Source organism: Tenacibaculum sp. A30, assembly GCF_051200845.1.
GTDB lineage: Bacteria > Bacteroidota > Bacteroidia > Flavobacteriales > Flavobacteriaceae > Polaribacter.
Genome location: NZ_CP195160.1, coordinates 2,606,054 through 2,618,791 on the forward strand (window position 1 = coordinate 2,606,054; position 12,738 = coordinate 2,618,791).

At 32.2% G+C, this 12,738-nt stretch carries 11 protein-coding genes and 2 tRNA genes; 9 read left to right on the forward strand and 4 right to left on the reverse strand.

The features are described from left to right. Positions 1–189: 189 nt before the first annotated feature. A complete protein-coding gene (locus ACR9ES_RS12530; RefSeq protein ID WP_435254432.1) occupies positions 190–345 on the forward strand; it encodes a YqaE/Pmp3 family membrane protein in 156 nt (51 codons plus the stop codon). Positions 346–480: 135 nt separating this feature from the next. Here the strand turns inward: ACR9ES_RS12530 and pafA are convergent, their stop codons facing one another. Further along, positions 481–2,118 carry an alkaline phosphatase PafA gene (pafA, locus tag ACR9ES_RS12535; RefSeq protein ID WP_435254433.1) on the reverse strand — a complete coding sequence of 546 codons (1,638 nt, stop codon included), beginning with the start codon at positions 2,116–2,118 and terminating at the stop codon, positions 481–483. Positions 2,119–2,237: 119 nt separating this feature from the next. Between pafA and ACR9ES_RS12540 the strand changes: the two genes are divergently transcribed. From ACR9ES_RS12540 to ACR9ES_RS12575, 8 genes are all read left to right on the forward strand, one after another. Further along, positions 2,238–2,978 carry an MlaE family ABC transporter permease gene (locus tag ACR9ES_RS12540; RefSeq protein ID WP_435254434.1) on the forward strand — a complete coding sequence of 247 codons (741 nt, stop codon included), beginning with the start codon at positions 2,238–2,240 and terminating at the stop codon, positions 2,976–2,978. Next, positions 2,978–3,742 carry an ABC transporter ATP-binding protein gene (locus ACR9ES_RS12545; protein WP_435254435.1) on the forward strand — a complete coding sequence of 255 codons (765 nt, stop codon included), beginning with the start codon at positions 2,978–2,980 and terminating at the stop codon, positions 3,740–3,742. Before ACR9ES_RS12540 ends, ACR9ES_RS12545 begins: the two co-directional genes overlap by 1 nt. A 133-nt stretch (positions 3,743–3,875) precedes the next feature. After that, positions 3,876–3,948 (forward strand) — tRNA-Lys (locus ACR9ES_RS12550). 47 nt (positions 3,949–3,995) lie between these two features. Next, positions 3,996–4,078: transfer RNA gene (locus ACR9ES_RS12555), tRNA-Tyr, on the forward strand. Between the two features lie 117 nt (positions 4,079–4,195). Further along, positions 4,196–6,595 (forward strand): TonB-dependent receptor, encoded by a 2,400-nt coding sequence (locus tag ACR9ES_RS12560; RefSeq protein ID WP_435254436.1) that lies wholly within the window; start codon positions 4,196–4,198, stop codon positions 6,593–6,595. A 144-nt stretch (positions 6,596–6,739) separates the two neighbouring features. Further along, a complete protein-coding gene (locus tag ACR9ES_RS12565; protein WP_435254437.1) occupies positions 6,740–7,855 on the forward strand; it encodes an aminopeptidase C in 1,116 nt (371 codons plus the stop codon). A gap of 118 nt (positions 7,856–7,973) precedes the next feature. Further along, positions 7,974–9,425, forward strand: a complete 1,452-nt coding sequence (locus tag ACR9ES_RS12570; protein ID WP_274635290.1) for a DUF389 domain-containing protein — start codon at positions 7,974–7,976, stop codon at positions 9,423–9,425. 177 nt (positions 9,426–9,602) lie between these two features. After that, positions 9,603–10,073, forward strand: a complete 471-nt coding sequence (locus tag ACR9ES_RS12575; RefSeq protein ID WP_435254438.1) for a thioredoxin family protein — start codon at positions 9,603–9,605, stop codon at positions 10,071–10,073. A gap of 32 nt (positions 10,074–10,105) precedes the next feature. On the opposite strand, the gene ACR9ES_RS12580 is transcribed toward ACR9ES_RS12575, so the two are convergent. The 3 genes from ACR9ES_RS12580 to ACR9ES_RS12590 form a co-directional block, all read right to left on the reverse strand. Beyond that, on the reverse strand, positions 10,106–11,203 hold the full coding sequence (locus ACR9ES_RS12580) for an OmpA family protein (protein ID WP_274635288.1): 1,098 nt from the start codon (positions 11,201–11,203) through the stop codon (positions 10,106–10,108). A gap of 117 nt (positions 11,204–11,320) precedes the next feature. After that, positions 11,321–12,217 carry a Ppx/GppA phosphatase family protein gene (locus ACR9ES_RS12585; RefSeq protein ID WP_435255649.1) on the reverse strand — a complete coding sequence of 299 codons (897 nt, stop codon included), beginning with the start codon at positions 12,215–12,217 and terminating at the stop codon, positions 11,321–11,323. 8 nt (positions 12,218–12,225) lie between these two features. Further along, positions 12,226–12,714 (reverse strand): SixA phosphatase family protein, encoded by a 489-nt coding sequence (locus tag ACR9ES_RS12590; protein ID WP_028892913.1) that lies wholly within the window; start codon positions 12,712–12,714, stop codon positions 12,226–12,228. Positions 12,715–12,738 lie beyond the last annotated feature (24 nt).

A 12,738-nucleotide genomic window follows, 5' to 3' on the forward strand; every position in this document is an offset into this window, starting at 1 on the left:
TGAAGGTTTTAGGTAAAAGGTATAGGGTGCTGTTTATTAAATTGTTAGGTCGTTAAGAGTTAGGTGCTGGGAGTCGTATATTTGCCTACAGCCTACAGCCTACAGCCTACAGCCTACAGCTTAACGCTTTCGCATTGTAACAAAATTCTAATTAACTCGTCTTTTAAGTATACTAACTAAAAAAGTACTATGAGTTTATTAAGAGTTTTATTAGCAATTTTGTTTCCGCCTTTAGCAGTAATAGGAAAAGGATGCGGATCAATCGTAATTGTATTTTTACTAACACTTTGTGGGTGGGTTCCAGGAGTTATTGCAGCACTAATCATATTAAACAATCCGAATTAACTTTGTGTAATATAACAATGTAGCAATTTGGTAATTTGGTAATTTGAAAATGTATCAATGAAAAAACTCCAATTTGATTTCTTCAAATTGGAGTTTTTTTATGGTCTATTCTCTAGTTTCTCATTTCTAAGTTTCCTATTCAAGAACTTCTTCAATAATCTTTCCAGAACATCCGTTAGGGAATTCTATCTGTAATAAATTAGAGATGGTTGGAGCGATATCTACAATTTCATATTTCTTTTTAGAAACACCTTGCTTAATTCCGTTTCCATAAAAAATCATCGGAATGTGTGTATCGTACGAGTAACCTGAACCGTGCGTAGTACCTTTTCTTGAACTACTAGCAATAGTTGACGGATTAGGGATTAAAATTACATCGCCCGAAAATTTTTGGTTATAACCGTTTTGTAACATATGTAAAATACCGTTAGTGAACGTAGTAGTTTGCATGGTTCTAGCAGTTACAGCTTTGTAAATTCTCTTATGATTAATAGCTTCGTCAGCGATAGTTTGTGCTACCGTTTCATAATCTAATTTTAACTCTTTGATTTTATCTTTATTCAAGAAAACTTGAAAGTTTGAAACATTTTCAATGATTTCATCCGATTTAAAATGCTTTACAGTAATCTCATTTAAAAAGTTTTTAAAAGCTACAGGTTTTACATATCCTGCAGGTATTTTTAAAGACTCTAAGTATGATGGAACTTGTACCGCAGCATGATCGGCAGTTAAGAATAATGTATAGTTGTCTTTTCCAACTTGTGTATCTAAAAACTTAAATAATTCTGCTAAATCTTGGTCTAAACGTAAATACGTATCTTCAATTTCTTTAGAAGCAACCCCAAATTGATGTCCAACATAATCAGGAGAAGAATAACTGATTGCTATAAAATCAACAAATTCAGATTTTCCTAAGTTTTCACCTATAATAGTAGCTTTGGCAAAATCGGTAGTAATAGAATTACCAGCAGGAATTCCTTTTATAATACTGTAATTGTTGTTACTTTTTCTTAGAGTAGGAATATCATGAGGGAATACAGGTTTCTCTTGTCCTTTAAAAGTAACTTCAAAATTGTTGTCATCTTCAATACTTTGAGTGTACGTACTGATATCATACAAAGTTTCCCAAGGTTTACTTAAATATTCATCAGCTTTTCCAGAAGCGTTAAATTCTTGTACCCAAGTTGGTAATTCATTTAAGTAAAAAGAAGAAGAAATCCATTGCCCTTTATCACCACCATCAAACCAATAAGCAGCATCAGCAGTATGACCTGCTGGTAAAATAGCTGATCGATCTTTTATGGCAATACCAATGGTTTTACCATTCATGTTTTGAGCTAGTTTCAACTGATCGGTTACTGTAGTAGTTAACATTCTGTAAGGAGACTTTTTACCTCCTTCACCGTTATTACCAACAGTGTTGTAGTTATTATCATCAACACAATAAATTGTTTTCTTTAAATATTTATCGTACCAATGATTGCTAATAATTCCATGATTAGTAGGCGTTGTTCCTGTGTAAATAGAAGTATGCCCTACAGCAGTGTAAGTAGGAATATAATTGTAATGAGCGTTTTCTAAAGAGTATCCTTCTCTAAGTAAACGTTTAAAACCGTCGTTACCATATCTATTAGCAAAACGAGTAAGGTAATCGTAACGCATTTGGTCAACAACAACACCAACTACTAGTTTTGGTTTTTGAGTATTTGTTTTTTTATTAACAGAGCAGCTGGTTAAACATATTATAGCTGCTAAAAAAGCTATTTTTCTCATTTTGTTTTTTGAAAATTAAAACTCAAAGGTACATAAAAAGCAAGCTAAAACTTATAAATAAGGCGAGGAGTTAATGGTTTTTTAATACTTTAGCAAAAAGAAAAAATATATTTCATTTAATGAATTACATTGAGCATATAGGCAAATACGTTGTAATGCTAAAACAGGTTTTTTCAAAGCCACAAAGAGCAAGAGTATTTCGGGAAGCTTTATTTAGAGAAGTAGATGAGTTGGGGCATAAGTCGATAGGAATTATAGCTTTTATATCGTTTTTTATTGGAGGGGTAATCGCCTTGCAAACAGCATTGAATTTAGAAAGTCCGTTTATACCAAAATCGTTGATTGGTTTTGCGGCGAAACGATCAGTAATTTTAGAGTTTGCACCTACATTTTGTTCTATTATTTTAGCAGGAAAAGTAGGGTCTTATATTACTTCAAGTATAGGAACGATGCGTGTTACAGAGCAAATTGATGCGCTAGAAGTAATGGGGATTAATTCATTGAATTATTTAGTATTACCTAAAATAATAGCTACTGTTTTCTTTTATCCTTTTTTAATTGTTTTAGGAATGTTCTTAGGAATTTTTGGAGGATGGGTAGCAGGAGTTTTATCAGGATTGTTTTCTGGGGCAGATTACATAGCAGGAGTTCAAATGGATTTTGATCCGTTTTTAATTACGTATGCATTGATAAAAACGGTGGTTTTTGCTTTTTTAATAGCTACCGTACCTTCGTATCACGGTTATTATGTAAAAGGAGGATCGTTAGAGGTTGGTAAAGCAAGTACCCAATCGGTAGTGTGGACAACTGTACTTATCGTAATCGCAAACTATTTCTTAACTCAAATGTTATTAACCTAATGATAGAAGTAAATAATTTACATAAAGGATTTAATGGTGTTGAGATTTTAAAAGGTATATCAACCTCATTTAAGCCAGGAGAAACAAGTTTAATAATTGGTCAGAGTGGTTCGGGTAAAACAGTTTTTTTAAAATCCTTAATTGGGTTGCACACACCAGAACAAGGAACAATCGTGTATGACGGTTTAGCAAATATTGATATGACGTTAGAAGATAAACGTCAATTTCGACAAGAATTAGGAATGGTATTTCAAGGAAGTGCATTGTTTGATTCGCAAACAGTAGAAGAAAATGTGATGTTTCCTTTAAAAATGTTTACAAAGAAACCAGAAGATGAAATGTTAGATAGAGTAAACTTTGTATTGAAACGTGTAAACCTTGAAAATTCAAATAAAAAGTTTCCAGCACAATTATCGGGAGGAATGCAAAAACGTGTAGCGATTGCCCGTGCTATTGTAATGAATCCTAAATACCTATTTTGTGATGAGCCTAATTCAGGGTTAGATCCGCAAACATCTATTGTAATAGACAACCTAATTCAAGAAATTACTGACGAATATCAAATCACTACAGTAATAAATACACACGACATGAATTCGGTGATGGAAATTGGAGATAAGATTGTTTTTCTAAAAAATGGAGTTAAAGCATGGGAAGGATCACACAAAGAAATCTTCAAAACAGATAATGAAGCAGTGGTAGATTTTGTGTATTCATCGAATTTATTTAAAAAAGTAAGAAAAGCATACTTAAATGATCTTTAGGTAACTTTCTGTTAATTAATAGGTAACAAAAAACATTAAAAAATTTTCAAAAAAACTTCTAAAAAATGTTTGTGGGAACAATAAAAGCTTCTATATTTGCACCCGCAAACGCAGAAAAGCAAAAGCGAAAAATGACCGGGTAGCTCAGTTGGTAGAGCATCTCCCTTTTAAGGAGAGGGTCCTGGGTTCGAGCCCCAGCCCGGTCACTAGTAAAGCTTCTCGATTTTACTGAGAAGCTTTTTTTAAAAGCTTTGGGGAGATTCCAGAGCGGCCAAATGGGACGGACTGTAACTCCGTTGTCTTACGACTTCGCAGGTTCGAATCCTGCTCTCCCCACAAAAAACCTCAATCAGAAATGATTGAGGTTTTTTTGTTTCTATAATTATATTGTTTAATGTATTTTATTTTTTGTTAAACAAAATGTGTATTTTTGTTAGGTCTTAATAGTATGATATGAGAAAAGTGTTGATGCTCTTGGTTTTACTTCAGTCGTTTACTGGAATGTCTCAAAATGAAGGAGTAATTTCAGGAAAAGTTGTTGATTCTAAAACAAGAGAAATACTTCCTTTCGTTAATGTTTTAGTGTATGGAACAGAAATAGGAGCGGTTTCAAATGAAAAAGGGGAGTTTGTCTTGAATAACGTTCCTTTAGGGTATAATAAAATACAAGCTTCGTTTGTGGGCTATAAAACGTTAATTTCAGATGAGTATTTAGTAACAAAAGATAACTCACCTTATATAACCTTAGAGTTAATTGAAGATGCAACACAGTTAAAAGAAGTTCAAATACAAGCACCATTATTTAAAGAGTCTGTAGATAGTCCTTTATCGCTTCAAAGTTTGGGTATAGCAGAAATAGAAAAGAACCCAGGAGGAAACAGAGATGTGCTAAAAGTAATTCAATCTTTTCCTGGAGTAGCTTCCAATCCTGGATTTAGAAATGATATTATTATTAGAGGTGGAGCAACCTCTGAAAATAAATTTTATTTAGATGGTATTGAAGTTCCTGTAATTAACCATTTTCAAACACAAGGAGCTACAGGTGGACCTGTAGGAATTATGAATGCAGATTTAATCCGTAAAGTTGATTTTTATTCAAGTGCATTTCCTGCCAATAGAGGTAACTCTTTAAGTTCTGTTATAGAGTTTACTCAAAAAAGAGGGAATCCGACTTCGTTAAATACTAGAGCTACTATTGGAACCTCAGATGCAGGAATTACGTTAGACGGACCATTAGGGAAGAATACAACCTTTATGTTTTCTGCACGTCAATCGTATCTACAGTTCTTATTTAAGTTGATAAAACTACCTTTTTTACCAACCTATAGCGATTTTCAAGTAAATGTTAAATCGCAATTATCAAAAAATAGTGAATTATCAATAGTTGCTTTGGGAGCTATTGATGACTTTGAAATAAATAAAGAGGTAAACGATGGTGAAATAGATTTAGAAACAATAAAGAGAAATAAAGTTATTTTAAATTCTGTTCCCGTAAACAGTCAATGGAATTATACTGTAGGAGCCAGTTATAAGTATTTTGCACCAAACTCAACACACTTGGTCGTACTAAGTAGGAATGAGTGGAAAAACAAGGCGGTGAAATATTTTTTAAATGAAGAAATACCAGCAAATTTATTGTTAGATTACTCATCTAAAGAAATAGAAAATAAATTACGATATGAAAATAGCTTTGAAACTGTTAACAAAATTGATTTTAACTTAGGTTTTAATTTAGAAACAGCGAGGTATACTAATAGTAATTATCAGAAAAATGCTAATTCAGATGGAGTTGTCATTTACGATTTTAACTCAGCCATAGATTTTATTAAATATGCAGTTTTCGGACAAGTATCAAAAAGATATTTAGATGAAAAATTAGGAGTTTCTTTTGGGTTTAGAATGGACGGAATAGACTACAATTCAGAAATGAAAAACCCATTCAACCAGTTTTCACCAAGGTTGTCGTTAAGTTATAATTTGTCTGAAAAATGGACGGTGAGTTCTTCAGTTGGTCGTTATTATCAATTGCCATCTTATACGGTGTTGGGTTATAAAAATGATGTAGGTGAGTTTGAGAATAAAAATGGGTTGAAATATATACAATCAGATCATTTTGTAAGTGGATTAAGTTACAAGCCTGATACAAGCTCAAAAATAACTTTTGAAGGGTTTTATAAAGGATATAAAAACTATCCATTTTCGCTAAGAAATCAAATAAGCTTAGCAAATCTAGGTGCTGATTTTGGTATTATAGGTAATGAAGCAGTGAGTTCTACATCTGAAGGTCGAGCGTATGGATTTGAGTTATTGGCACAGAAAAAATCGTATAGCGGACTGTACGGAATAGCATCGTATACTTTTGTAAGAAGTGAATTTAAAAACACATTAGGAGAGTATATTCCTTCTACATGGGATAATAAACACTTACTAACGGTTACCGCAGGAAAAAAGTTTAATAAGAATTGGGAGGTAGGTTCTAAGTTCCGATTGGTAGGAGGTAAGCCTTATACTCCTTATGATTTAGCAGCATCATCTTTAAAAGATAATTATGATGTTCAAAACGGTGGAATTTTAGACTATAGCAAATTAAATACTCAAAGGCTTGATACGTATACACAACTAGATATTCGTGTAGATAAAACGTGGTTTTTAAAGAAAGCGGCCATAAACTTATATTTAGATGTTCAAAATATATATGCTAGTAGCTCTAAACAGCAACCATTTTTATTGCCTATTGAAGACGAAAACGGAAGAGTAACTGATCCAAATGATAATTCTAGATATGTATTAGAAGAAATAGAAAGTACTTCTGGTAGGGCGTTACCACGTATAGGAGTTATAGTAGATTTTTAACAGTATCAAGCTTTAGAAGTTTTATCGAAAACAGTAAATTGCTCGTTTAAAAATTATAATACGATTTTTCAAGTATAGAATCTTCTATGATTATTTTAATTGTTGAGTTGTATTTGAACACTAAAACCAATAATATACAAACAAATGAAGAGAGTTTTATTTGGAGCAGCATTTACTTTTTTAAGTATAACATCAGTTTCAGCACAAAAATATCAGTTCACAACAGTAAAAGATATTGAAGATACAGAAGTAAAAAGTCAAGGTAGAACAGGAACTTGCTGGAGCTTTTCTACTACTTCATTTTTAGAGTCAGAAATTATCAGACTAACAGGAAAAAAAATTGATTTATCTGAAATGTACACAGTACGTAATACATATTCTGATAAAGCAAATAATTACTTATATCGCCAAGGAAAAGCACAGTTTAGTGAAGGCGGTTTAGCACATGATGTAATGAATTCTGTAGCAAAATATGGATTAGTGCCTGAACAAGTTTTTACAGGGTTAGATTTGGGACAAGACAAGCACAACCATGCTGAAATGATTACGGTGTTAAAATCGATGTTAGACGCTTACATTAAAAATCCTGCTGGTGAATTAAGTCCTAAATGGAAGCAATCTGTAGAAAGTGTGTTGGATGTTTATTTAGGAAAAAATAAAGACAAGTTTACTTTTGAAGGAAAAGAGTACACTCCTAAAACTTTTGCAGAACATGTTAAAATAAACCCTTCAAATTATGTGACGATTAGTTCGTTTGAACACGCGAACAAATACGAGCAATTTATTTTAAATATTCCAGATAATTTTTCTAACGGAGCATTTTATAATGTTTCTTTAGATGAGTTGGTTTCTGTTACAGAAGAAGCAATCAAAAAAGGATATACAGTAGAGTTAGATTGTGATGTTTCAGAAAAAACATTTTCATCAAAAAACGGAGTTGCTGTAATACCTGCAAGTAGTGCCGAAAATGAAAAAGCATTAACAGAAATAGTTGAAGAAAGAACTATTACACCAAGTTTACGTCAAGCAGAATTTGAAAACTTTAATACTACTGACGATCATTTAATGCATATTGTAGGTTTAGTAAAAGACCAAAAAGGAAACACCTATTTTAAAGTAAAAAATTCTTGGGGGACAAAACAAGGGAATGATGGATATGTGTATATGTCAGTTCCTTATTTTAAACTAAAAACTATTTCAGTTTTAGTGCACAAAGATGCAGTTTCAACAAACTTGAAAAATAAATTACGTATAAACTAAACAACGGTTTTTAACCAAAATTCATAAACGCTTGTAGGTTCTATGGTTGCAAGCGTTTTTTAGATCTTTTCTAATTCGGAATTTTGTATCTTTCCCGAAGTTAACAAAAATGAAAATTATGGAAGAAAATAAACAAGAGGAAGCTGTAGGGCAATCATCAAAGCAAGCAATACAGCAAGATGCAAAAGGCTTATGGGAAAAGATAAAGAAGTTTATATTAGAACTTCTAGATTTTAGAGATGATACCGATCAAGAAGCTACAATTGAAGCGATAAAAAGCGATATTTCTTTTAAAGGAGCAACTGCATGGATTTTAATTTGCTCAATCTTTGTAGCATCTATAGGGTTAAATGCTAACTCAACAGCTGTGGTAATTGGTGCCATGTTAATTTCTCCACTAATGGGGCCAATCTTAGGAGTGGGAATGTCGATTGCAATCAATGATATTGATACGTTACGAAAGTCGTTAACCAACTTAGCAACGATGATTGTATTGAGTTTGTTAACCGCTTTTTTATTCTTCTTTTTATTTCCACTTCGTGAAGAAACTTCAGAGTTATTAGGTAGGGTTCGTCCAGATATTCGAGATGTATTAATTGCATTTTTTGGTGGTTTAGCTTTGATTATTGCTCGAACTAAAAAAGGAACCATTGCTTCAGTAATTTTTGGAGTGGCAATTGCAACTGCTTTAATGCCTCCATTATGTACAGCTGGATATGGTTTAGCAATAGGGAATTTCGATTATTTCTTAGGGGCTATGTATTTATTTACCATTAATACAATCTTTATTGCGTTGGCAACTTTCTTAGTATTAAAGTTGTTAGGGTTTACAATGATTCGTTATGTAAACTCAGCAAAACGTAAAAGAATAGCTCAAATGGCATCTTTCGTTGCTTTTTTAGTAATGGTTCCAGCGGTGTTTACTTTCGTAGGTGTATATAACGAAAGTGTAATTGATGCGAGTTATAAAAAGTTTCTAAAAGCAAAGGTATACGAGAATCCGAACTTATGGTTGCAGCGTGAAAAGTTAGAGGTTAAAGAGAAAACCATAAAATTATTTTTTAACGGTGATGTAAGTGATGCAACGGAATCTTTTTTACGAAATGAATTAAAAACCTTCCCAAAAATAGATGCTTACTCTTTAATTATTAATGAAAATAAAGCTAAAAGTGTTGATAGGGTAGTAGATGCTTATGATAGAGCAGTAAGAGAATTGGATGAAAAAGACAATATCATCACAGGTTTACACATGGAAATTGATGACTTGAAAAAAACAATTTCTAGTTTAAACCAAAGAATAGAGCAAGATGCTTTGTATAGAGATAAAAACTCAATTCCTTTTAGTAAAATTAGTACAGAGGCAAAAATCAGGTTTAATGATATAAAAGAAATGAGTTTAGCCAAAGTATTATCATCAAGTGATTTTATAAAGGTAGATACCACTACAGTAGTATCTATAAGTTGGAATAAAAAGCTAGCAGACTCTATCATGGTAAAAAATGAGGGAGAGTTAAGAACTTGGATACAAAAAGAATTGAAAACTGATAAAATTCAAATAAGAAGAAACTAAACTTAAAAATGAAAAAACCTCGCAACAGCGAGGTTTTTGTTTTTTGATTTTTTGTTAAGCAATACACAAAGTGTGATTTTTTAACTCATTAGTAAGACACTATATTTTTTAATTAGTCACATTTGTTTAATAATAAATGGTATTATTTTTGTTAATTTGAACCATATGATATTATATATGAGGAATTTATTTTTATTTGTAGCGGTATTATTTTTTGGAATCACATCTTGGTCTCAGGAAATAGAGAAGGATACTATAGTTGATGAAATCTGGTCAGATTCTTATAAAGAAGCCTTAAAACAAGCAAAAAAAGAAAAGAAACCTTTGTTGGTTTATTTTAAGGGGTCAGATTGGTGTAGTCCTTGTAAAAAATTAGATAGAGAGCTTTTCAGTACAGAAAAGTTTAAGAATATATCAAAAGAAAACTTCGTTTTGTATGAAGCGGATATTCCTTTTAATCAAGATTTAGTTGAAAAGGAAAAATTAAAATTAAATAAGGAATTGGCTGAGAAATATAAAGTATCATCTTATCCAACAATACTTTTTTTGAACCACAAACAAAAAGTCATAGCATATAAAAAAGGATTGATATTAACGGAATATTATTACCCGTTTTTCGATTCTGTTATAAAGAAAAAAAGAGGGTAATTAACCCTCTTTTTTATTTATTCTTAGTAGAATTATTTTTGATTGATAACTCTAAATTCAGTTCTTCTGTTTGCTCTGTGTTCAGCTTCAGTACAAGCTACACCATCAGAACATCTATTCTTTAATCTAGACTCTCCGTAACCTTTAGCTACTAACTGACTTGGGTTAACTCCTTTTGAAATTAAGTAGTTAGCAACAGCTTGAGCTCTTCTGTCTGATAAATCTTGATTAGATTCTCTTGAACCTCTTGAATCTGTGTGAGAAGCTAATTCAACTTGTACACCGTCTTTTAAAACAGGTAATAATCTAGAATCGATAAGTTGTTTAGCAGATGAAGTTAATGTAGCACTACCTAAGTTCCAGTTAATTGGTAATGGATTGTAAGTTAATAATTCGCACTCAACTTCTTTCCAAGTAGTTAGCCCTCCTTTGCTTACTAAAACTTCTTTAGTAACTGTTTTGTATTTAGCAGGAACTGTTACTTCTTCTTGCCAAGCATCTTTTGCTAAAACAGTTTTAGTAATTTCTTTATAAACAGCAGGGATTTCGATAGTTCTTGTGGTTGGTGGTGTAACCATTACCTTCTTAGTATATGTTTTGTTAAAACCTGGTACAGAAGTTTTTTGTGTTGAAGCATCGTTATCTAACTTCGTTAAAGGTATAGTAACAAACTGAGCAGGAATTGGTTTGTAACACCAATATCTACAGTCGTTAGGGTCGCTTGATTCACAATCTGGAGCTTTTTCGCTCATTTCCCAAACTGCAGAAGCAGCTTTCGTTTCAATAACTTGTTCGTCAGATTTAAATGTAGCTTTAATAACGCTTAGTTTACTTGCGTCTTCTTTTGCTGTATAGGTAACAACTTTGTCTTCCCAAACAGCAGGTACAATTTCTAAACGCTGTCCTGCTTCTTTAACAATAACTCTTTCTGTTACTGTTTTGTATTCAGCTGGATGTGTGACAATTCTTTTATAAGCTGGGGCAACTTCGATGGTAACATCTTCGTTTTTCCATACTTCTGGCGTTTTACAACGAACGTAACATTTTCCTGGTTCTGGATTTTGAGGTAGGTCTTGAGCAAAGCTAGTTAGTCCAGTAGCAACTAGTACCCCTAATAATAGTTTTTTCATAATAGATAAATTTACTTGTGTTTATTTAGTTTTTTTTATGTGACACATTTAGGGGAGAAAGTCACATATAACAAATATAGTAAATTTTATTTTATGTTAAAAACTGTTAAAAATAAGTTATAACTTATTGAAGTATAAGCTTTTGATAATACCGTCTGAAAGTCCAATTTTAGGAACATAAATTTTTCTAGCGCCGCTCCACTTCATTGCAGATAAGTATATTTTTGTTGCAGGAACAATTACATCGGCTCTATCAGGGTTTAAACCTAATTCAGAAATACGCTCTTGGTAGCTCATTTTTTTCAAAAATTGGTACTGAGCATTCAAGTAAATGTATGAGATAGGTTTACCAATATCTCTACCAGACATTTTAAAGATTTTGTTGATGTTTCCTCCTGATCCAATTAAAGAAATTCGTCTGTAGTCACGGGTGTTTTCTTCGATCCAACTTTGTACTTTGCTAAAAAGAACCTTGTTTTCAGATTTTTTATTGTTCAGTAAACGTACGGTACCTATTTTAAAAGATTTCGAGCGAATAATTTTTCCTTTAGAAAATAAGGTGAATTCAGTACTACCACCACCTACATCAACATACAAATAGGTAGAATCAGATTCTATTAGTTGGTTTAAATCGGTAGAAGATATAATAGCGGCTTCTTTTTTACCGTCGATAATATCAATTTTAACTTCAGTATTTTTTAAAATTGAATTAGCAACTTCTTCACCATTTTCTGCTTCTCTCATTGCTGAGGTAGCACAAGCTTTATAGCGTTCAACTCCATGAATTTTCATGATGAGTTTAAAGGCTTGCATTGCATCAATCATGCGTTGCGTGTTTGCTTCTGAAATTCGCCCAGAAACAAAAGCATCGGCTCCTAAACGAATAGGCACACGAACTAACGATGATTTTTTAAATTGGGGTTCTCTATCTCTTTCTTCAATAACGTTAGCTACTAATAACCTTACTGCATTAGATCCAATATCAATAGCGCCGTACTTCTTTATTTTCAAAATATATAGATTTATCTATGGTTTTTAGGAAACTCTACTAATATAGTGCTTCCTTTCTTAATGTCTTTCCAATGTTTGGTGTCAAACTGAATTCCTACAACACCACAAGTAGTTACATGAGCAATAGGTTTGTTACCAAATTTATTTACAAAACTATTAATACCGTGGTCATGGCTAAATACAATGGCACTATCAAAACTATCATCAAGTGCTTTTACTGTTTTTACTAAATAACCATCACTAAAATTATATAGCTGACGTTTTATTTTAAGGTTTGACAACGGGTATCCAAAGTTTTCACAAAAAATAACCGCTGTATGCAGTGCTCTATTGGCGCTACTAGAAAGAAAAACATCAGGTTTGTTAATTTTCTTAGCTAGGTATTTTGACAAAAGATGGGCATCATTAATACCACGCTCTTTTAAAGGTCTATCAATATCTTTAACGCTATCATACTCCCATGATGATTTTGCGTGACGAACGATATATAGTGTTTTCATTCAAATATAAATACTATGTAAATA

What these genes read in the sequence shown, in the direction of transcription:
- ACR9ES_RS12530 (WP_435254432.1), top strand. Translation starts at nt 190, where the DNA reads ATGAGTTTATTAAGAGTTTTATTAGCAATTTTGTTTCCGCCTTTAGCA.
- pafA (WP_435254433.1), bottom strand. Translation starts at nt 2,118, where the DNA reads ATGAGAAAAATAGCTTTTTTAGCAGCTATAATATGTTTAACCAGCTGC.
- ACR9ES_RS12540 (WP_435254434.1), top strand. Translation starts at nt 2,238, where the DNA reads ATGAATTACATTGAGCATATAGGCAAATACGTTGTAATGCTAAAACAG.
- ACR9ES_RS12545 (WP_435254435.1), top strand. Translation starts at nt 2,978, where the DNA reads ATGATAGAAGTAAATAATTTACATAAAGGATTTAATGGTGTTGAGATT.
- ACR9ES_RS12560 (WP_435254436.1), top strand. Translation starts at nt 4,196, where the DNA reads ATGAGAAAAGTGTTGATGCTCTTGGTTTTACTTCAGTCGTTTACTGGA.
- ACR9ES_RS12565 (WP_435254437.1), top strand. Translation starts at nt 6,740, where the DNA reads ATGAAGAGAGTTTTATTTGGAGCAGCATTTACTTTTTTAAGTATAACA.
- ACR9ES_RS12570 (WP_274635290.1), top strand. Translation starts at nt 7,974, where the DNA reads ATGGAAGAAAATAAACAAGAGGAAGCTGTAGGGCAATCATCAAAGCAA.
- ACR9ES_RS12575 (WP_435254438.1), top strand. Translation starts at nt 9,603, where the DNA reads ATGAGGAATTTATTTTTATTTGTAGCGGTATTATTTTTTGGAATCACA.
- ACR9ES_RS12580 (WP_274635288.1), bottom strand. Translation starts at nt 11,203, where the DNA reads ATGAAAAAACTATTATTAGGGGTACTAGTTGCTACTGGACTAACTAGC.
- ACR9ES_RS12590 (WP_028892913.1), bottom strand. Translation starts at nt 12,714, where the DNA reads ATGAAAACACTATATATCGTTCGTCACGCAAAATCATCATGGGAGTAT.